Below are 18934 nucleotides of genomic sequence, written 5' to 3' on the forward strand. Positions count from 1 at the left end.
GCCGGCAAGCCGGCTCCCACAGGGTTCTGCGGCGCTGCAGGCATTATGGGAGCCGGCTTGCCGGCGATGAGGCCAACTCGGTGCCCGATCATCGCACCGGTGCTTCAGCCCACCTGCGACGACTGAATTTGAGCCTTACCCGCAGCCGCCGATGCTGATCAGCCCCCAGGGCATCCCGGGCAATACATTGGCTTTCGCCAAACCAGCACCCCGGCCGCACAAACCGCAACACCACCAACCCCGGCAACGCCACACTGTCCCGACACAACCGCACCGGCTGCCAACCGCGCGCACGGCTGAACACCCGCCAGCCAAGCGCATCGCGGCGCAAACCGGTCACGGCTCGCGGATCAGTCAACAGAATTCGTCGGGGAATGGCCCAGCAAGCGTGGGCAATACAAGCTGCCAGAACGGCAAGACAAAACCACCAGGGCAGCGCACTCGACCACAAGGCCAGCTGCGCCGGCGCCTGGCAGATCAGATAGGCCGTCAGCAGCAGGCGCGAACCCTGCCAACGGCACTCGAAACGCTCACTTGGGCTGGACACGGTCCAGGATGATGCGAACCATGCGCTGCAGCTCCGGGTCTTCGGACTCGGTACGCTCCATGAACCAGCCGAACATGTCCTGATCCTCGCAGCTCAACAGGCGAACGTAGAGTTCGCGGTCGGCTTCGCTCAGGGTCGGATAGACTTCCTGGGTGAATGGCACCAGCAGCACGTCCAGTTCCAGCATGCCACGGCGGCTGTGCCAGAAAAGCCGGTTGAGTTCAGTTTGTTCGACCATGGGGCCCTCCTCGAATGGTCGGGCAGTATACCGCGCGAAGCCGCGAGCGACACCGGGCGTTGGTCTAGTCACCTACCTATTTTGTTACCGGCGTTCTATGATGGCCGCCAGACTTTAGCCACCGCGATGACCCATGGCCGATTCCGCTTTCTTCAGCCCCCTGTCCCACGAGGGCATCCTCGCCGTCCGCGGCTCCGACGCCGGCAAGTTCCTGCAGGGCCAGCTGACCTGCAACATCAACTACCTCAGCCCCGAGCATGCCAGCCTTGGCGCCCGCTGCATGGTCAAGGGCCGCATGCAATCGAGCTTCCGCATTCTCCCCGAAGGCAACGGCTACTTGCTGGCCATGGCCAGCGAACTGCTCGAGGCGCAACTGGCCGACCTGAAGAAATACGCCGTGTTCTCCAAAGCCACGCTCAGCGACGAAAGCGCTGCCTGGGTACGCTTCGGCGTGCAGCATGGCAATGCGGCGCTGCAGGCGCTGGGCCTGGACGTGCCGACTGGCGCGGGCGCCACCGTGCGCCATGAAGGGCTGATCGCGGTTGCCGTCTCGCAGGGTCGCATCGAGCTGTGGGTGCCGGCGGACCACGCCGCGAACGTGCGCGAAAGACTTGCCACTGCCTTGCCTGAAGGCAGCCTCAACGACTGGTTGCTGGGGCAGATCCGTGCCGGTATCGGCCAGGTCATGGGCCCGACCCGCGAGTTGTTCATCCCGCAGATGATCAACCTGCAGGCGGTCGACGGCGTGAGCTTCAAGAAAGGCTGCTACACCGGCCAGGAAATCGTCGCCCGCATGCAGTACCTGGGCAAGCTCAAGCGCCGTCAGTACCGTCTGGCGCTCGACCAGCAAGACATTCCGTCACCGGGTGATGAAATCTTCTCGCCCACCCATGGCTCTTCGGTCGGCGAGGTTGTCATTGCCGCCAGCACGGGCCAGGGCTGCGAGCTGCTCGCGGTACTGAGCGCCGACGCAGTGGAAGACGACAACCTGCACCTGGGCAGCCTGCAAGGCCCACGCCTGCAGCTGTTGAGCCTGCCTTACGAACTGGACCGCGACCGGGAAATCCAGCGCTGACCAGCATGCCACCCCTGCGGTAGAGACGTTCATGAACAAGCTGGCCGAGACGGTTCAAGCACAATTGCTCGCTGCCATCGACAACGACGACCTGGTCCTGCCGACCCTTCCGGAAGTGGCCTTGAGTATCCGCGAGGCGGCCGAGGACACGGAAATCAGCGTTGCCGCCCTGAGCAAAGTGATAGGCCGCGACGCTGCCCTCTCGGCACGCCTGATCAAAGTGGTCAACAGTCCGCTGTTGCGTGCGGCGGTCGAGGTCACCGACCTGCACACGGCCATCACCCGCCTGGGTATCAACTACAGCTGCAACCTGGCCATCGGCTTGGTGATCGAGCAGATCTTCCACGCCCGATCGCCCGCAGTGGAGCAGAAGCTCCGTGATATCTGGGCCAACAGTCTCGAAGTGGCGGGCATCAGCTATGAACTGTGTCGGCGTTATACCCAGCTCAAACCCGACCAGGCCACCCTGGGCGGGCTGGTCAATCAGATTGGCGCGCTGCCGGTACTGATCTATGCCGAGGAGCATAACGAGCTGCTTTCCGACCCGGTCTGCCTGCACTACGTGATCGAGCAGATCCAGCCGGTGCTGGGCGACAAGATCCTGTCTTCCTGGGAGTTTCCCGAGCAGCTGGTGAACCTGCCGAGCCAGATACAGGACCTGGATCGCTGCACGGCCAAGGTCGACTACATCGACGTGGTACAGATTGCCCGCTGCCTCAGCCAACGCGGGCGCAACCGGCCACTGGGGACGCTGCCGGCCTATCGGCACCTGGGGTTGCCGCCTGGCACCGAGCTGGACATTGGTGAGCTGCTGGATGCGCGCAGCATGTTGCGTTGATCAAGGACTGCCTGCACTGGCCTCTTCGCGGGACAAGCCCGCTCCCACAAGATCACCGCAATATCCGAGGTCAGCATTGAACCTGTGGGAGCGGGCTTGTCCCGCGAAGAGACCAGCCTAGGCGACACATCAATCAGCGATGAAACTCACCCGCACTTTCAACCCGCCCTTCTCCCCATCATGCAGGCTGATCTGCGCCAGGTGAGCGCGACAGATCTCGCCCACAATGGCCAACCCCAGGCCAGTACCCTGGGCGCCACGCCGATAGAAGCGTTCGAACACCCGCTCACGCTCCTCCTCGGGAATGCCCGGCCCATCATCCTCGACCTCCAGCACCGCCGGCGCCAGCACCCGCAGGATCACATTGCCCCCTGCCGGCGTATGCGCCAGGGCATTGTCCATCAGATTGCTCAACAGCTCGTTGAGCAAGGTCGGTTCGCCCTTGAGCCAGACCGGCGCCTCGGCCTCCAGCGCCAGTGCCACGCCGCGATGGTGCGCCAAAGGCGCCATGGCCATGCCCAGTTCGCGCGCCAGCTGGCTCAGGTCCAGACGCTGCGCCCCACCTTCGGCGATCGCGCGGGCACCGTTCTCCACCCGCGCCAACGACAACAGCTGATTGGCCAGGTGAGTCAGGCGATCAGTACCTTGAGCCGCGGACTCCAGAGTCTGGCGCCATTCCTCGGGCTGCTGCGAACGCAAGCCCAGCTCCACCCGTGCCTTGAGCGCCGCCAACGGTGTGCGCAACTCGTGGGCAGCCTCGGCGATGAACTGCGCCTGGCGCTCGAACTGCTCGCGCAAACGCTCGGTGAAGTGGTTCAGGGCACGCACCAGTGGCCCCAGTTCCCGCTGCACCTGCACCACCGGCAGCGCCCGCAGGTCGTCCGGCTGGCGCTCTTCCACCGCCGTGCGCAGGCGCTCCAGGGGACGTAGCGCCGCGCTCACCGCAAACGACACCAGCACCAACGCACCGAGCGCCAGCATGCCCAGGCGCAGCAAGGTGTCGGCCATCAGCCCACGGGCCATGCGCACCCGCGCTTCCTCGGTCTCGGCCACGCGGATCTCCGCCATGCCATTCATGTTCGGCTCGCTCACGGGTTTGAGCAGGCTCACCACACGCACGTCCTGGCCCAGATAAGTGGCGTTGTAGAAACGCGCCAGCGCCGGGTAGTCATCGGTGCGCGGCGTGCCGGGCGGCGGCGGTGGCAGCTTCTCGTAACCCGAGATCAGCTTCTGGTTGATGTCCAGCACCTGGTAGTAGATCCGCCCGGCACTGTCGTAGGCGAAGGTGTCCAGCGCCACGTAGGGCACGTCCGCGCTCAGGGTGCCGTCGCGCTGGGACAGGCCGGCGGCGATGGTCCTGGCCGAAGCCAGCAAGGTCCGATCGTAGGCGGTGTCGGCAGCTTCACGGCCGTTCCAGTAGGCGCTCAGGCCGCTGGCCAGCATCAGCACCACCAGCAGCAGCGCCAGGTTGCCCAGCAATCGCCCGCGCAGGCTGCCGTTGTCACGCATCGCGATGCTCGAGTAGATAGCCCAGGCCACGGAAGGTCACGATGGCCACCGGGTGACCGTCGAGCTTCTTGCGCAGCCGGTGGATGTAGATTTCGATGGCGTCGGGGCTGGCCTCCTCGTCCAGGCCGAACACCTGGGCGGCCAATTGCTCCTTGCTCATCACCCGCCCCGGCCGGGCGATCAGCGCTTCGAGCACACTCTGCTCGCGCAAGGTCAGTGTCAGGTTGTCTTCGCCCAGACTGAAACGGCGGGTATCGAGGTCGTACACCAACGGCCCGCAGCGCTGCTGGCGCTCGCCACCGAGCACGCTGCGCCGCAGCAGGGCCTTGACCCGCGCCTCCAGCTCGGTCAACTCGAAGGGTTTGGCCAGATAATCGTCGGCGCCAAGGTTCAGGCCGTGCACACGGTCCTTCACATCGCTGCGCGCGGTCAGCATCAGCACCGGCAGGGTCTTGCCGCGGCCACGCAAGCGCGCCAGCACTTCGAAGCCGTCCATGCGCGGCAACCCCACGTCGAGCACGGCAACGGCGTACTCCTCGCTGGCCAGGGCCAGGTCGGCGGCCACGCCATCGTGCAATACATCCACGGTCAGGCCATGGCTTTTCAGGGCCTGGGCCACGCTTTCGGCCAGTTGCAGGTGGTCTTCGACCAGCAGCACACGCATCGGATTCTCCCTGCTCAGGTGGGGCGGTGGCGCGGAGTGTACCGCTGTCGCCCGGCCTTTGAAGCCCTTTGTGACAAACCTTTCACGCTGAAAGGTTAGCGAAAGGTTGGTTGCCTAGCATCGCACCACGGTCGCCCCGCGCGCCGAAAAAAAGCACCAGCAAGGTGCAACGAATAAGAACAATAAACGGAGCCACCCCGATGCTGTCATCGCAGCTGCAGGCATTCGCACCTGCCCGTTCCCTGTCCGCACGCCCCTCGGCCATCGCCAGTGCCCTGGCACTTGCCGGTGTCGCCCCGATGAGCCAGGCCGCCTTCTTCGAAGACAGCTCGGCGACCTTCGAAACCCGCAACATGTACTTCAACCGCGACTTCCGCGATGGCACCAGCGCGCAGCAATCCAAGCGTGACGAATGGGCCCAGGGCTTTCTGCTCAATTTCGAGTCCGGCTACACCGAAGGCAACGTCGGCTTCGGCCTGGATGCGCTGGGCATGCTGGGCATCAAGCTCGACTCCAGCCCCGACCGCACCGGCACCGGCCTGTTGCCGACCCATGACGACGGCAAGGCCGCCGACGAATACGCCAAGCTCGGCCTGACCGGCAAGGTGAAAGTGTCGAAGACCGAGCTGAAGATCGGCACCCTCATCCCTGAACTGCCGACCCTGCAGCCCAACGACGGCCGCATCCTGCCGCAAACCTTCGAGGGCGGCCTGCTCACCTCCCAGGAGATCAAGGGCCTGACCTTCACCGGCGGGCGCCTGGACAAGGCCAAGGACCGCGACGACACCAACTGGGAAGACCTCGCCCTCAACAACAAGAACGGACGCTTCGGCGGCACCTTCAGCGCCGACAACCTCGACCTGGCCGGCCTCGACTACAGGTTCACCGACCGCCTCACCGGCAGCTACCACTTCGCCCAGCTCGACGACATCTACCGCCAGCACTTCATCGGCCTGCTCGCCACCCAGCCCTGGGGCCCTGGCACCTTCGGCGCCGACCTGCGCCTGGCGGTCAGCGACGACCAGGGCGCGGCCAAGGCCGGCAACATCGACAACACCACCGTCAACGGCATGCTCAGCTACGCCCTGGGCGGGCACAAGGTCAGCGCCGCCTACCAGCACCTGTCCGGCGACAGCGCCTTCCCCTACGTCGATGGCGCCGACCCGTACCTGGTCAACTTCGTCCAGATCAACGACTTCGCCGGTGCCGACGAGCGCTCCTGGCAAGCGCGCTACGACTACAACTTCGCAGCGCTCGGTATCCCCGGCCTGACCTTCATGACTCGCTACATCAACGGCGACAACGTCAGCCGTGCCGATGGCAGCGAGGGCAAGGAATGGGAACGCAACACCGAGTTCAAGTACGTGGTACAAAGCGGCCCGTTGAAAGACGTCGCCGTGCGCCTGCGCAACGCCACCTTCCGTTCCAACTTCACTCGCGACGCCGACGAAGTGCGGCTGCTAGTGAGTTACAGCGTGGCGCTGTGGTAGCCAATAGCAGTCACCCATAACAACAACGCTCACGGAGATAGACGATGACCTTTTCACTGCGCCGCCTCGTTCTGGCTACCGGTTGCCTGCTGTTGGCCGGCAATGCCCTCGCCGCCGAACCGAAACGCCCCGAATGCATCGCCCCGGCTTCGCCCGGCGGCGGTTTCGACCTGACCTGCAAGCTGGTGCAGAGCGCGCTGGTGCAGGAGAAGATCCTCAGCAAGCCGATGCGTGTGACCTACATGCCTGGCGGTGTCGGCGCGGTGGCCTACAACGCCGTGGTGGCCCAGCGCCCGGCCGATGCCGGCACCCTGGTGGCCTGGTCCAGCGGCTCGCTGCTGAACCTGGCCCAGGGCAAGTTCGGCCGCTTCGACGAAAACGCAGTGAAATGGCTGGCGGCGGTCGGCACCAGCTACGGCGCCATCGCGGTGAAGAGCGATTCGCCCTACAAGACCCTCGATGACCTGGTCGCGGCCCTGAAGAAAGACCCGAGCAAAGTGGTGATCGGCTCCGGCGGCACCGTCGGCAGCCAGGACTGGATGCAGACCGCACTGATCGCCAAGGCCGCCGGCATCAACCCGCGCGACCTGCGCTACGTGGCTCTGGAAGGCGGCGGCGAAATCGCCACTGCGCTGCTCGGCGGCCATATCCAGGTGGGCTCCACCGACATTTCCGACTCCATGCCGCATATCCAGAGCGGCAACATGCGCATCCTCGCGGTGTTCTCGGAAAACCGCCTGGACGAGCCGGAGATGAAGGACATCCCGACCGCCAAGGAGCAGGGCTACGACATCGTCTGGCCGGTGGTGCGTGGCTTCTACCTCGGGCCGAAGGTGAGCGACGAAGAATACGCCTGGTGGAAGGAATCGTTCGACAAGATGCTCGCCTCCGAGGACTTCGCCAAGCTGCGTGACCAGCGCGAGCTGTTCCCGTTCGCCATGACCGGTGCAGAGCTGGACGGCTATGTGAAGAAGCAGGTGGCCGACTACAAGGCGCTGGCCAAGGAATTTGGCCTGATCCAGTAAGCCGCTCAGCTAGCTGTCACTGATCCTTGTGGGAGCGGGCTTGTCCCGCGAAGAGGGCACCGCGGTGCATGGCACCGGCTATGCCGGTGTTCGCGGGGCAAGCCCGCTCCCACAGGGTCCGCATCCTACGAGGATTTGCCAATGATCCTGCAACGCTTCTTCGCCCTGGCTCTGCTGGCGGTATGCGCCGCCCTGGCCGTGATGGCCTGGCCCTACCAGGCCGCGTTTTCCTACGAACCGGTGGGCCCGCGTGCCTACCCGCTGCTGATGCTCGGCCTGATGAGCCTGGGCCTGCTCTACCTCGCCATCCGCCCGACACCGATCGTGCGCAAGGATGACGAGCCCGAACTGGACCGCGAAACCCTGACCAAGATCGGGTTCTGCATCGGCCTGCTGATCGTCTTCGCTGCAACGTTCGAGGCCTTGGGCTTCATCCTCAGCGCGACCCTGGTCGGCATCCCCATGGCCCGCCTGTACGGCGGCCGCTGGCTGCACAGCGCCATCGTGGTGGTGGGCATGAGCCTGTTCCTCTACTGGCTGTTCGACCGCGTGATGGATGTGCCCCTGCCCCTTGGCCTGCTGAGCGTACTGGAGAACTGACACATGGATACCTTGAGCTACCTGGGCCAGGGCTTCGGCGTCGCCCTGAGCCCGTACAACCTGGTTACCGCCCTCTCGGGCACCCTGATCGGCACCGTGGTCGGCCTGCTGCCGGGCCTGGGCCCGATCAACGGCGTGGCCTTGCTGATCCCGATCGCCTTCGCCCTCGGCCTGCCGCCGGAGTCGGCACTGATCCTGCTGGCCGCGGTGTACCTGGGCTGTGAGTACGGTGGGCGGATCAGTTCGATCCTGCTGAACATCCCGGGCGAGGCCTCGACGGTGATGACCACCCTCGACGGCTACCCGATGGCGCGCAATGGCCTGGCCGGTGTGGCCCTGTCGCTGTCGGCCTGGAGTTCGTTCATCGGCGCCTTCATCGCCACCTGCGGCATGGTGCTGTTCGCCCCGCTGCTGGCGAAATGGGCGATCGCCTTTGGCCCGGCGGAGTATTTCGTGCTGATGGTGTTCGCCATCGTCGCGCTGGGCGGCATGGCCGGCGACAAACCGCTGAAGACCTTCATCGCGGCGCTGATCGGCCTGTTCCTGTCGGCGGTCGGCATCGATGCCAACAGCGGCGTGTACCGCTTCACCGGTGACAGCGTGCACCTGGCCGACGGCATCCAGTTCGTGGTGCTGGTGCTGGGCCTGTTCTCCATCAGTGAAATCCTCCTGCTGCTGGAAAAGACCCACCATGGCCACCAGGCGGTCAAGGCCACCGGGCGCATGCTGTTCAACTTCAAGGAAGCGGCCTCGGTGTTCGTGGTCAACCTGCGCTGCGGCCTGCTCGGTTTCATCATGGGCGTGCTGCCAGGTGCCGGCGCTACCTTGGCCAGTGCCGTGGCCTACATGACCGAGAAACGCATCGCGGGTGAGAGCGGCAAGTTCGGCAAGGGCGATGCCCGTGGCCTGGCTGCCCCGGAAACCGCCATCGGCGCCTCCTGCTGCGGCGCCCTGGTACCGATGCTGACCCTGGGTGTACCGGGCTCGGGCACCACCGCGGTGATGATCGGCGCGCTGACCCTGTACAACATCACCCCGGGGCCGATGTTGTTCGAACAGCAACCGGACATCGTCTGGGGCCTGATCGCCTCGCTGTTCATCGCCAACATCATGCTGGTGATCCTGAACATCCCGATGATCCGCATCTTCACCCGCATCCTTGCCGTGCCGAACTGGGCGCTGGTGCCGGTGATCGCGATCATCACCGGGATCGGCGTGTACGCCGTGCATGCCACCACCTTCGACCTGTTCCTGATGGTCGGCATCGGCATCATGGGCTACATCCTGCGCAAGCTGGACTTCCCGCTGTCGCCGATCCTGCTGGGCTTCATTCTTGGCGGGCTGATGGAGCAGAACCTGCGCCGCGCGCTGTCGATCTCCAACGGCGAGCTGGGCATTCTCTGGTCGAGCCCGATCAGCATGGGCGTATGGGCACTGGTGGTGTGCATGCTCACCCTGCCACTGCTGCGCATCTGGCGTAAACGCAGCCTGCAACGCCGGGCGCTGGCCGATGCCTGATCGGTCGTTGCAGCTGTTCTGGGCAACCGGGCTGGTCGGCCTTGCGGGCGGGTTTCTCGCCAGCAAGGTCGGCTGGCCTTTGCCGTGGATGGTCGGCTCGCTGCTGGCGATCATCCTGGTGCGTTGCCTGACGCCCTGGCAGCTGACGGAAATCCCCCATGGCCGCAAATGCGGGCAATGCATCATCGGCCTGGGCATCGGCCTGCACTTCACCCCGGCAGTGATCGAACAGGTGGCCAGCCACCTCGTGCTGATCATCTGCGCAGCCCTGTTCACCACCCTTTCCAGCGTGATCGGCGTGTGGCTGCTGCGGCGCACGGGTGAAGACCGAGCCACGGCGTTTTTCGCCAGCATGCCTGGCGGTTCGGGGGAGATGGTCAACCTCGGTGCGCGCAATGGCGCGGTGCTCAGCCAGGTGGCGGCGGCGCAGAGCTTGCGCGTGCTGGCAGTGGTGCTGTGTGTGCCGGCGCTGTTCAAGTTTCTGATCGGTGACGGTGTCGCCCTGAATCACGCCGGCAGTGTCAGCTGGGGTTGGCTGGCGTTGATCGTGCCCGTGGGTGTGGCGGTCGGCTTTATCTGGCAACGCTTGCGTCAACCCAACCCCTGGCTGTTCGGGCCCTTGCTGGTGGCGGCTGCGGTGAGCCTGACGGCCAACCTGCAGATCGCCCTGCCCAATGGTGCCAGCCAGATCGGCCAATGGTTGATCGGCAGCGGGCTGGCCTGCCACTTCAACCGCGCGTTCTTTCGGCGGGCACCGTCGTTCCTCGGGCGCACGTTGGTGGCCACGGCGTTGTGCATGCTGATTGCCGGCGGCGCGGCTTGGGGGTTGAGCGTGATGACGGGGCTGGACCTGCGTTCGCTGACCTTGGGCATGATGCCAGGCGGCATCGCCGAGATGAGCCTGACGGCGGAGACCTTGCAATTGTCGGTGCCGCTGGTGACGGCGCTGCAGGTGATGCGGCTGTTGTTCGTGCTGTTTCTGGCGGAGCCGCTGTTCAGGCTGTGGAACGCTGATCAGCAGTAATCGTGGCGCCTTCATCGCCGGCAAGCCGGCTCCCACAGGGACCGCACTGCCCTTGAGAGCGGTGGGGTTCATGTGGGAGCCGGCTTGCCGGCGACAGGGCCACCCCTAAAGCGGCGGCAACGCCCAATTGATCGGCGCCAGCCCACGCTGCTCCAGGAAACCATTGGCCCGGCTGAAGTGCCCACAGCCAAGGAACCCGCGGTAAGCCGACAACGGCGAAGGATGCACCGACTTCAGCACCAGGTGCTTGGTGCCATCGATCAGCTTCTGCTTGCTCTGGGCATGCGCGCCCCACAGCAGGAACACCACGTTCGGGCACTGCTCGCTGACCACCTGGATAACCCGGTCGGTAAAGAACTCCCATCCCTTCTTGGCATGCGAAGCGGCATTGGCGCGCTCGACGGTCATGGTCGTGTTGAGCAACAACACGCCCTGCTCGGCCCAGCTCTGCAGGTAGCCATGGCTGGCGATGGGAATGTTCAGGTCGCGCTGCAGCTCCTTGTAGATGTTCACCAGCGAAGGCGGCGTCGCCACGCCCGGCTGCACCGAGAAGCACAGCCCATGGGCCTGGCCGGGGCCGTGATACGGGTCCTGGCCGAGGATCACCACCTTCACCTGCTGCAGCGGCGTGGAGTTGAGCGCGTTGAAAATCATCGGCCCCGGCGGGTAGATCTCTTTGCCGGCTGCGTATTCCTCGCGCAGGAATTCGCGCAGCTGGTGCATGTAGGGCTGGTCGAACTCGGCGCGCAGTGCAGCCTTCCAGCCGGGTTCGAGTTTGATGCGATCGTCGTCAGTCATGGGGCCATCCGTAAACAATGGCGCGACACTAGGTAAGCCATCCACCCTTGTCAATCGATCCGACCGACGACCGGCATGATTGGCCACGCAGGCCATACTAGGGTGATGACTTGCGCGAGGTAGTCCATGTCCATTCATTGCGAGGTACTCACCGGCGTCGATGGCGCCCGCATCGGCGTTGCCACCCTGGATGCTCCCAAGGCCCTCAATGCCCTCAACCTGCCGATGATCGAAGTGCTCGGCGAACAGCTGCACGAATGGGCCCGCGACCCCGGCGTGGTCTGCGTGCTGCTGCGTGGCAACGGCGCGAAAGCGTTCTGTGCCGGGGGCGACGTCCGGGCCCTGGCCCAGGCCTGCCGTAACCACCCAGGCAGCGTACCGCCGCTGGCGGCCACCTTTTTCGCCGCCGAGTATCGCCTCGACTATCTGCTGCATACCTACCCCAAGCCGCTACTGTGCTGGGGGCACGGACATGTGCTGGGAGGCGGCATGGGGCTGTTGCAAGGGGCCAGCGTACGCATCGTCACGCCCAGCAGCCGGCTGGCGATGCCTGAAATCAGCATCGGCCTTTACCCCGACGTCGGCGCCAGCTGGTTCCTCGCTCGCCTGCCGGGAAAGCTGGGGCTGTTTTTCGGGCTGACCGGTGCGCCGATCAATGCCCGCGATGCGCTTGATCTCGACCTGGCTGATCGATTCTTCGGCGAGCACCAGCAGGAAGACCTGATCGACGACCTGCTGCAACTGAACTGGCAGGAGCAGACCGACTTGCAGCTCAACAGCCTGCTCAAGGCCGAGCAGCATCGGGCCAGTGAAGAGCTGCCGCAGGCGCAATGGCTACCTCGGCGTCGGGTGATCGACGAACTGCTCGATGTCGCCGACCCAGCCGCTGCATGGCATGCACTGGAAGGCTTGAAGCATCACAGTGACCCTCTCCTTGCCGCCGCGGGCGAACGCCTGCACGAGGGCTGCCCGCTGACTGCGCACCTGGTCTGGGAGCAGATACGCCGGGCCCGGCACCTGTCACTGGCGCAGGTATTCCAGATGGAGTACAGCATGAGCCTCAATTGCTGCCGTCATCCCGAGTTCAGAGAAGGCGTGCGCGCCCGCTTGCTCGACAAGGACAACCAGCCACACTGGCACTGGCCGGATGTGGCGCAAGTGCCGGCGGCGGTGGTCGAGGCGCATTTCGTGAAAGTGTGGGAAGGGCGGCATCCCTTGGCAGACCTGGCCTGATTGGACTGCTTTGCAGGACTGGCCCTATCGCCGGCAAGCCGGCTCCCACAGGGACCGCGCAGCTTTTGAATGCGGTGATTTTCCTGTGGGAGCCGGCTTGCCGGCGATGAGGCCAGAACCCTCACCGCTGCCAGTTGCGCCCCCCTCCGCGCCCGTTGGAATGCCAGCGGTCATTCGGATAACGCTGGCTGCCATTGCGATAGTCGTGACGATCGCGATCGCGCCCATAGTCATAACGCTGGCGATTGCCATAGTCGTAACGCGGATTGCCGTGCCACTGGTTCATGCCCGGCTGCGGGTAGGGTTTGTAATGCGGCACGGGCGCCGGCCGGTAGTAACGCGGTGCAGGCTGGTAGTAACGCGGTGCCGTCTGGTAGTAGTAGCGCGGTTGTGGCGTTACATAGTACCGGTCGTAACGGTAGTAGCCCGGCGACACGTAGCGATCGCTGGTGTAGTAGTCCGAGCGATAATAGCTGCCGCCTTCGTAGTAGGGTACGCACGCGCAAGTCATCAGCCCCGACAGGGCTACCAACAGCATTCGATAGGACATGGCGGCCTCCTGGACCGCTGGGGTGCCCGAACAGCGGCGCTGGCGAGCGTCGACTGAAAAGCGTTCGTCGACACTGAATAAGACCGTTGCGCCAAGGTGCAGTGCCATTTCTGCAACAATTGGAAACAGCTCGACTCACTTAATGACTGCAGCCCGGAAATGACCATGATTGACCAACAGCACTGCCCCGCCTGTGGCGCCCTCAACCAGTGCGCCCTGGCCGACCCGCGCAGCGCCACGCAAGCGTGCTGGTGCTATGCCGTGGCCATCGCCCCTGCGGTCCTGCAGGCCCTGCCTGTCGAGCTGCGCGACAAGGCCTGCCTGTGCCCGCGCTGTGCCCAGGTGCTGGATCAACTTCAGCAAACATCCAGCGATCAAGGGTAAAAAACGCTAGACTGCGCGCCCATCGTCCAACTGCCTTGCCACCATGCGCCTCGACCGCTTCCTCGCCAACCTGCCCTGCTATAACCGCCAGCAAGTGCGCCTGCTGCTGGTGCAGCGCCGCGTGCGCGTGGACGCCAAGGTGGTCACCGACCCGCAGGCCGAGGTGCGCGAATTCAGCTGTGTCGAAGTGGACGATCAGTTGCTCCAGGCGGGCCGCCCAGCGCGCTATCTGATGCTGCACAAACCGGCCGGCTGCGTGAGCGCCACCCAGGACCCGCAGCATCGCACGGTGCTGGACCTGTTGCCCGCCGAGCTACGTGAGGACCTGCACATCGCCGGACGGCTGGACTACAACACTACCGGCCTGCTGATCCTGACCAATGATGGCCAGTGGTCACGGCGCCTGACCCAACCGACCACCAAGCTGCCCAAGCATTATCTGGTGGAAACCGAGGACGAAATCGGCGATCACTATGTCGCCAAATTTCGCGAGGGCTTCTACTTCGCCTTCGAAGACCTCACCACCCTGCCCGCCCAGCTCGACATCCTGGGCCCGCGCCAGGCGCGGTTGGCGATCGTCGAGGGGCGTTATCACCAGGTCAAGCGCATGTTCGGGCACTTCGACAACAAGGTGGTGGGGTTGCACCGGGAAAGCATGGGGGCGATTCAGCTGGATCCGCGGTTGGCGCCGGGGGAGTTCAGGGCATTGACGGGTGATGAGATCGCCACGGTCTAGGTTGTCGGGGCGGGCCTCATCGCCGGCTTGCCGGCGAAAGGGCCGGAACAGACAGCGCAGCGTCGTCATACGACCACCCAGCGGCAAAAGTCACATATTTGCGCCAACGGCACTTGCGAGAACCCCAACCCACTGCTTGAATCCTAACTCGTCAGTCTGTGCGTGACTCATGAGTCACATTTGCAGTCGAAGACACCTTTTCGCCGGCTACCCAATGCCTAGATGCCTTGGGGCACGGTGAATTGCCCGCCTAAAACAATACCGTCGACACGTGTACGAAGGATCGACACAGGGCCCCCGGTTTTTCTTCAGGCAAATGCCTACCTGTCATATTGAACGTGCACCCTAGGTGACGCGAATACCCTTTTTGCGCCAGGAGTCGATGACATGAGGCCAGAAATCGCTGTACTTGATATCCAAGGTCAGTATCGGGTTTACACGGAGTTCTATCGCGCGGATGCGGCCGAGAAAACGATCATCCTGATCAATGGTTCGCTGGCCACCACGGCCTCGTTCGCCCAGACGGTGCGTAACCTGCACCCGCAATTCAACGTCGTGCTGTACGACCAGCCCTACGCTGGCAAGTCCAAGCCGCACAACCGCCAGGAACGCTTTATCAGCAAGGAGACCGAGGCGCATATCCTCCTTGAGCTGATCGAGCACTTCCAGGCCGACCACGTGATGTCGTTCTCCTGGGGCGGTGCGGGCACGCTGCTGGCGCTGGCGCACCAGCCGCGTCGGGTGAAGAAGGCGGTGGTCAGTTCGTTCTCGCCGGTGATCAACGAACCGATGCGCGACTACCTCGACCGTGGCAGCCGGTACCTGGCGGCCTGCGATCGCTACCAGGTCGGCAACCTGGTCAACGACACCATCGGCAAGCACCTGCCATCGCTGTTCAAACGCTTCAACTACCGCCACGTGAGCGGCCTGGACAGCCATGAGTATGCGCAGATGCACTTCCACATCAACGAAGTGCTGCAACATGACCTGGAACGGGCGCTCAAGGGCGCGCGCAACATCGACATCCCGGTGCTGTTCATCAACGGCGACCGTGACGAGTACACCACCGCTGAAGACGCCCGGCAGTTCGGTCGGCATGTCGACAAGAGCCACTTCACGGTGATCCGTGATGCGGGCCACTTCCTCGACATGGAGAACAAGACGGCCTGCGAGGACACCCGCAGCGCACTGCTCGACTTCCTCAAACCCACCGTGCGCGAGCCGCGGCCGCGCAACCCGTACACTGCCCAAGGGCAACATGCATGGGCTATCTGAGTGAATCGGCGTCCTGTAGCCACCACCCGCAGGCGAAGGGCGCCGACAGCCTTTTTATAACTGGGGCTTCTAATTCGATGAGGGTTCTGGTAAAAAGTCGAGCGCAGACGCGGGTATAGTTTAATGGTAGAACAGTAGCTTCCCAAGCTTCCGACGAGGGTTCGATTCCCTCTACCCGCTCCACACCGCATTCCCCGCATGGCGTTCCAGCAACGTCATCGCTGTCAAAAGGAGCCTTGGCTCCTTTTTTCGTTTTCATGACTTGGCTCACTTGCCAGCAGCTCGACTTGCAGCGCATATGCTCAATGCATTTCGCGAGACATATCGAAAGGACTGAGCATGTTTCTGTCACGCTGGCTCCCTGGCCTTGCCAACCTGCTTCATTACCGCCGCGAGTGGTTCCACGCCGACCTGCAGGCCGGCTTGTCGGTAGCCGCCATCCAGATCCCCATCGCCATCGCCTACGCACAGATCGTCGGCCTTCCACCCCAGTACGGACTGTATGCCTGTGTGCTGCCCATGATCATCTATGCCCTGGTCGGTAGCTCGCGGCAACTGATGGTCGGCCCTGACGCCGCCACCTGCGCGATGATCGCCGGTGCCGTGGCACCGCTGGCCATGGGCGACCCGCAGCGGACCGCCGAATTGGCAGTGATCGTCACCGTGCTGGTGGGCGTGATGCTGATTGGCGCCGGGCTGGCGCGTGCCGGGTTCATTGCCAGCTTCTTCTCGCGGCCGATCCTGATCGGCTACCTCAACGGTATCGGTCTGAGCCTGATCGCCGGGCAGTTGTCCAAGGTGGTGGGGTTCAGGATCGAAGGTGACGGCTTCATTCTCAGCCTGCTCAACTTCGTCCAGCGGCTGGGCGAAATCCACTGGCTCACCCTGGCCATCGGCGGAGCCGGGCTAGCCCTGCTGATCTGGCTACCACGGCGCTTCCCACGCCTGCCCGCCGCATTGGTCACCGTAGCCGTGTTCACCGCATTAGTGGGCCTGCTCGGCCTGGACCGCCTTGGCGTTGCCATCCTCGGTCCCGTACCGGCTGGCATCCCGCAACTGGCCTGGCCACAGAGCAACCTCGCGGAAACCAAGAGCCTGCTGCGCGATGCCCTGGGTATCGCTACCGTCAGCTTCTGCAGCGCCATGCTCACGGCGCGCAGCTTCGCCGCGCGCCACGGTTACGCGATCAATGCCAACCATGAGTTCGTCGCCTTGGGCGTGAGCAACCTGGCCGCCGGCATTTCCCAGGGGTTTGCCATCAGTGGCGCCGACTCGCGTACTGCGGTCAATGACATGGTCGGTGGCAAGAGCCAACTGGTGGGCATCATCGCCGCACTGGTGATCGCGATGATCCTGCTGTTCTTCACCGCGCCCATGGCGTGGATCCCACAGGCGGCGCTAGGCGCGGTGTTGCTGATGGCCGGCTGGGGTCTGATCGATATCAGATCGCTGGGGCGCATCCGGCGCCTGAGCCGCTTCGAGTTCTGGCTATGCCTGCTGACCACGGTCGGCGTGCTCGGGCTGGGCGTGCTGCCGGGCATCATGGTGGCCGTGACCCTGGCGATCCTGCGCTTGCTGTACAGCATCTACCAGCCCACCGACGCGGTGCTGGGCTGGCTGCCGGGCATCGAGGGCCAGGTGGACATCCGCAAGCACAAGGAAGCCCGTACCGTCCCAGGCCTGGTGGTGTACCGCTTCGACGACGCGATCCTGTTCTTCAACGCCGACTACTTCAAGATGCGCCTGCTCGAAGCCGTGCAGAGCCAGGCCAAACCCCAGGCCGTGCTGTTCGATGCCGAGGCGGTGAGCAGCATCGACGTCAGCGGCATTGCGGCCTTGCGCGAGGTACGCGACACCCTGGCGGCGCAAGGGATCTACTTCGCCATCGCCCGTGCCCGGGGCAACTTCCTGCGCATGCTGGTGCGCTCCGGGATGGCGCGGGAAATGGAGGAGAAATTGCTGTTCGGCTCGGTACGGGCGGGGATTCGGGCGTATCGGGTGTGGCGTAACAGGAATCGCAAAGGGCCAGTGGCGGAATAAAGAAGAGGACCGGTGCGCGGGCTCGTCGAAGTTGGCTGTTGACCGAACAGCAGCCCGCGCATCTTGCACGACATGCTAAAGTCGCCCCCGTTTCCCGCCCCACCGAATGGACCCAGCATGCCTGCACTCGACGCCTACCTCGCCACCTGGCCGGACCTCGCCCAGCGCCATCCCTGCGACGCCCTGCTGCTGGGCAACGGCGCCAGCCGTGCGCTGTGGAAGCCTTTCGGCTACTTCTCGCTGTTCGAAGAAGCCCAGCGCGCCGGTCGCAAGAAAGGCCTGGCGATCAGCGACCAGGCCTTGTTCAAGTCCCTGGGCACGGAGCTGTTCGAGCCTGTACTGAGCACCCTCAACCATACCGTGCGCGCCAACGCGGCCCTGGCGATCAACTCCACCGCGCCGCTGAACCGCTACTACTCGATCAAGGAAGGCCTGATTCACGCCATACGCACCGTGCACCTGCCCTGGTCGCTGATGCCGGCGGCTAGCCTGGCGTCGATCAACCAGGCCCTGCGCGGCTACCGCAGCGTCTACACCAGCAACTACGACCTGATCCTGCCGTGGGCCGTGCAGCATGACCCGCAAGGCTTCGCCGACCTGTTCGACGAACAGGGCTTCTTCGACGTGCGTCGCACCCGCAGCGAAGGCACCCGCGTCCTGCACCTGCATGGCGGCCTGCACCTGCTCAAGCTGCCCGATGGCACCACCCGCCTGCGCAGCGCCGACAGTGCCGAGCTGCTCGACGGCTTTGCGGTGAACATTCCGGGTGAGGTGCCGCTGTTCGTCAACGAGGACCGCAGTGAAGAGAAACTGCGGGCAATTCGCAACTCGGATTACCTGGGTTGGTGCCTGGGGCAGTTGGCGCAGGAGCGCGAGGGGTTATGCCTGTTCGGGCAGCATCTGGATGCGAGTGATCAGCACTTGTTTGAGGCCGTTCGCCAGGCACAGCCGGCGCATCTGACGATTGCCATCCGGCCGCTGGGCGAGGCGTCGGTGATCAATCAGAAACGGCATTTCGTTGAGCGGTTTGCGGGTCTGCCGGCGACCGAGCTGCATTTCTTCGATGCGAGTAGCCATCCGCTGGGCATGCTGGCGATGGCCATTGATGTGACACGCGGGCGCGGTTGAAATAACGCCGCGAAAGGCTCGCCTTGAGGCTTTTGGCGCTCTTGAGATCGAGCGCCGCCCGCGCGGCGCATCGCGAGCAAGCTCGCTCCTACATTTTTTGCAACGTGCCATGGTCTGTCAGGCCATGGTTGTCCGCTTTTTGGCGCCCGCCGAAGAATCGCGTCGTACTCACAAGGCAATCAACCATGGCCTATCAGACATAGGCACGTTGCAACAAATGTAGGAGCGAGCTTGCTCGCGATGCGCCGCGCGGGCGGCGCTC

The 18934-nt window shown here is 64.2% G+C and carries 19 protein-coding genes and 1 tRNA gene; 14 read left to right on the forward strand and 6 right to left on the reverse strand.

Annotation, left to right across the window (positions count from 1 at the left end):
* Positions 1-88: 88 nt before the first annotated feature.
* Together PMI38_RS27535 and PMI38_RS13880 are read right to left on the reverse strand one after the other, a co-directional pair.
* Complete coding sequence (locus PMI38_RS27535; protein ID WP_081502540.1) at positions 89-547, reverse strand: protein YgfX; 459 nt, start codon at positions 545-547, stop codon at positions 89-91.
* Positions 531-785, reverse strand: coding sequence for an FAD assembly factor SdhE (locus PMI38_RS13880; protein WP_008094993.1), 255 nt, complete (start codon positions 783-785; stop codon positions 531-533). Before PMI38_RS13880 ends, PMI38_RS27535 begins: the two co-directional genes overlap by 17 nt.
* Before the next feature lie 133 nt (positions 786-918).
* Between PMI38_RS13880 and ygfZ the strand changes: the two genes are divergently transcribed.
* On the forward strand, positions 919-1860 hold the full coding sequence (gene ygfZ / locus PMI38_RS13885) for a CAF17-like 4Fe-4S cluster assembly/insertion protein YgfZ (RefSeq protein ID WP_008094994.1): 942 nt from the start codon (positions 919-921) through the stop codon (positions 1858-1860).
* Positions 1861-1891: 31 nt separating this feature from the next.
* Entirely contained in the window at positions 1892-2698 is an 807-nt protein-coding gene (locus tag PMI38_RS13890) for an HDOD domain-containing protein (RefSeq protein ID WP_008094996.1), read from the forward strand.
* Positions 2699-2827: 129 nt separating this feature from the next.
* On the opposite strand, the gene PMI38_RS13895 is transcribed toward PMI38_RS13890, so the two are convergent.
* Positions 2828-4207: a sensor histidine kinase gene (locus PMI38_RS13895; RefSeq protein ID WP_008094998.1), complete on the reverse strand. Its 1380-nt coding sequence runs from the start codon at positions 4205-4207 to the stop codon at positions 2828-2830.
* Positions 4200-4871, reverse strand: coding sequence for a response regulator (locus PMI38_RS13900; protein WP_008095000.1), 672 nt, complete (start codon positions 4869-4871; stop codon positions 4200-4202). The genes PMI38_RS13895 and PMI38_RS13900 overlap by 8 nt, the downstream gene beginning before the upstream one ends.
* Before the next feature lie 200 nt (positions 4872-5071).
* On the opposite strand from PMI38_RS13900, the gene PMI38_RS13905 reads away from it, so the two are divergent.
* From PMI38_RS13905 to PMI38_RS13925, 5 genes are all read left to right on the forward strand, one after another.
* Positions 5072-6361, forward strand: coding sequence for an OprD family porin (locus PMI38_RS13905; RefSeq protein ID WP_008095002.1), 1290 nt, complete (start codon positions 5072-5074; stop codon positions 6359-6361).
* Positions 6362-6405: 44 nt separating this feature from the next.
* Positions 6406-7386 (forward strand): Bug family tripartite tricarboxylate transporter substrate binding protein, encoded by a 981-nt coding sequence (locus PMI38_RS13910; protein WP_008095004.1) that lies wholly within the window; start codon positions 6406-6408, stop codon positions 7384-7386.
* Between the two features lie 141 nt (positions 7387-7527).
* Positions 7528-7986: a tripartite tricarboxylate transporter TctB family protein gene (locus PMI38_RS13915; protein WP_008095005.1), complete on the forward strand. Its 459-nt coding sequence runs from the start codon at positions 7528-7530 to the stop codon at positions 7984-7986.
* 3 nt (positions 7987-7989) lie between these two features.
* The gene (locus PMI38_RS13920; RefSeq protein WP_008095007.1) at positions 7990-9504 is read left to right on the forward strand and encodes a tripartite tricarboxylate transporter permease; all 1515 of its coding nucleotides are present in this window, start codon (positions 7990-7992) and stop codon (positions 9502-9504) included.
* Positions 9497-10528 carry an AbrB family transcriptional regulator gene (locus tag PMI38_RS13925; protein ID WP_008095009.1) on the forward strand — a complete coding sequence of 344 codons (1032 nt, stop codon included), beginning with the start codon at positions 9497-9499 and terminating at the stop codon, positions 10526-10528. Before PMI38_RS13920 ends, PMI38_RS13925 begins: the two co-directional genes overlap by 8 nt.
* Positions 10529-10633: 105 nt before the next feature.
* Here the strand turns inward: PMI38_RS13925 and ung are convergent, their stop codons facing one another.
* Positions 10634-11326, reverse strand: coding sequence for a uracil-DNA glycosylase (gene ung / locus PMI38_RS13930; RefSeq protein WP_008095012.1), 693 nt, complete (start codon positions 11324-11326; stop codon positions 10634-10636).
* A gap of 126 nt (positions 11327-11452) precedes the next feature.
* Between ung and PMI38_RS13935 the strand changes: the two genes are divergently transcribed.
* Positions 11453-12559, forward strand: coding sequence for an enoyl-CoA hydratase/isomerase family protein (locus PMI38_RS13935; RefSeq protein WP_008095013.1), 1107 nt, complete (start codon positions 11453-11455; stop codon positions 12557-12559).
* 121 nt (positions 12560-12680) lie between these two features.
* Here the strand turns inward: PMI38_RS13935 and PMI38_RS13940 are convergent, their stop codons facing one another.
* A complete protein-coding gene (locus PMI38_RS13940; RefSeq protein WP_008095014.1) occupies positions 12681-13109 on the reverse strand; it encodes a hypothetical protein in 429 nt (142 codons plus the stop codon).
* 165 nt (positions 13110-13274) lie between these two features.
* On the opposite strand from PMI38_RS13940, the gene PMI38_RS13945 reads away from it, so the two are divergent.
* The 6 genes from PMI38_RS13945 (at position 13275) to PMI38_RS13970 (ending at position 18672) form a co-directional block, all read left to right on the forward strand.
* The gene (locus tag PMI38_RS13945; protein WP_008095015.1) at positions 13275-13493 is read left to right on the forward strand and encodes a cysteine-rich CWC family protein; all 219 of its coding nucleotides are present in this window, start codon (positions 13275-13277) and stop codon (positions 13491-13493) included.
* Between the two features lie 43 nt (positions 13494-13536).
* Positions 13537-14229 (forward strand): pseudouridine synthase, encoded by a 693-nt coding sequence (locus PMI38_RS13950; RefSeq protein WP_008095016.1) that lies wholly within the window; start codon positions 13537-13539, stop codon positions 14227-14229.
* A 387-nt stretch (positions 14230-14616) separates the two neighbouring features.
* A complete protein-coding gene (locus tag PMI38_RS13955) occupies positions 14617-15504 on the forward strand; it encodes an alpha/beta fold hydrolase (RefSeq protein WP_008095018.1) in 888 nt (295 codons plus the stop codon).
* 109 nt (positions 15505-15613) lie between these two features.
* Positions 15614-15687: transfer RNA gene (locus tag PMI38_RS13960), tRNA-Gly, on the forward strand.
* 156 nt (positions 15688-15843) lie between these two features.
* The gene (locus PMI38_RS13965) at positions 15844-17544 is read left to right on the forward strand and encodes a SulP family inorganic anion transporter (RefSeq protein ID WP_008095020.1); all 1701 of its coding nucleotides are present in this window, start codon (positions 15844-15846) and stop codon (positions 17542-17544) included.
* A gap of 117 nt (positions 17545-17661) precedes the next feature.
* Positions 17662-18672 carry a DUF4917 family protein gene (locus PMI38_RS13970; RefSeq protein WP_008095022.1) on the forward strand — a complete coding sequence of 337 codons (1011 nt, stop codon included), beginning with the start codon at positions 17662-17664 and terminating at the stop codon, positions 18670-18672.
* Positions 18673-18934 lie beyond the last annotated feature (262 nt).

The sequence above is a fragment of the Pseudomonas sp. GM84 genome (assembly GCF_000282535.1).
Lineage (GTDB): Bacteria > Pseudomonadota > Gammaproteobacteria > Pseudomonadales > Pseudomonadaceae > Aquipseudomonas.

What these genes read in the sequence shown, in the direction of transcription:
- PMI38_RS13955 (WP_008095018.1), top strand. Translation starts at nt 14,617, where the DNA reads ATGAGGCCAGAAATCGCTGTACTTGATATCCAAGGTCAGTATCGGGTT.
- PMI38_RS13970 (WP_008095022.1), top strand. Translation starts at nt 17,662, where the DNA reads ATGCCTGCACTCGACGCCTACCTCGCCACCTGGCCGGACCTCGCCCAG.
- PMI38_RS13965 (WP_008095020.1), top strand. Translation starts at nt 15,844, where the DNA reads ATGTTTCTGTCACGCTGGCTCCCTGGCCTTGCCAACCTGCTTCATTAC.
- ung (WP_008095012.1), bottom strand. Translation starts at nt 11,326, where the DNA reads ATGACTGACGACGATCGCATCAAACTCGAACCCGGCTGGAAGGCTGCA.
- PMI38_RS13890 (WP_008094996.1), top strand. Translation starts at nt 1,892, where the DNA reads ATGAACAAGCTGGCCGAGACGGTTCAAGCACAATTGCTCGCTGCCATC.
- PMI38_RS13950 (WP_008095016.1), top strand. Translation starts at nt 13,537, where the DNA reads ATGCGCCTCGACCGCTTCCTCGCCAACCTGCCCTGCTATAACCGCCAG.
- PMI38_RS13895 (WP_008094998.1), bottom strand. Translation starts at nt 4,207, where the DNA reads ATGCGTGACAACGGCAGCCTGCGCGGGCGATTGCTGGGCAACCTGGCG.
- PMI38_RS13940 (WP_008095014.1), bottom strand. Translation starts at nt 13,109, where the DNA reads ATGTCCTATCGAATGCTGTTGGTAGCCCTGTCGGGGCTGATGACTTGC.
- PMI38_RS13880 (WP_008094993.1), bottom strand. Translation starts at nt 785, where the DNA reads ATGGTCGAACAAACTGAACTCAACCGGCTTTTCTGGCACAGCCGCCGT.
- PMI38_RS13935 (WP_008095013.1), top strand. Translation starts at nt 11,453, where the DNA reads ATGTCCATTCATTGCGAGGTACTCACCGGCGTCGATGGCGCCCGCATC.
- ygfZ (WP_008094994.1), top strand. Translation starts at nt 919, where the DNA reads ATGGCCGATTCCGCTTTCTTCAGCCCCCTGTCCCACGAGGGCATCCTC.
- PMI38_RS13915 (WP_008095005.1), top strand. Translation starts at nt 7,528, where the DNA reads ATGATCCTGCAACGCTTCTTCGCCCTGGCTCTGCTGGCGGTATGCGCC.
- PMI38_RS13905 (WP_008095002.1), top strand. Translation starts at nt 5,072, where the DNA reads ATGCTGTCATCGCAGCTGCAGGCATTCGCACCTGCCCGTTCCCTGTCC.
- PMI38_RS13945 (WP_008095015.1), top strand. Translation starts at nt 13,275, where the DNA reads ATGATTGACCAACAGCACTGCCCCGCCTGTGGCGCCCTCAACCAGTGC.
- PMI38_RS13910 (WP_008095004.1), top strand. Translation starts at nt 6,406, where the DNA reads ATGACCTTTTCACTGCGCCGCCTCGTTCTGGCTACCGGTTGCCTGCTG.
- PMI38_RS13925 (WP_008095009.1), top strand. Translation starts at nt 9,497, where the DNA reads ATGCCTGATCGGTCGTTGCAGCTGTTCTGGGCAACCGGGCTGGTCGGC.
- PMI38_RS13920 (WP_008095007.1), top strand. Translation starts at nt 7,990, where the DNA reads ATGGATACCTTGAGCTACCTGGGCCAGGGCTTCGGCGTCGCCCTGAGC.
- PMI38_RS13900 (WP_008095000.1), bottom strand. Translation starts at nt 4,871, where the DNA reads ATGCGTGTGCTGCTGGTCGAAGACCACCTGCAACTGGCCGAAAGCGTG.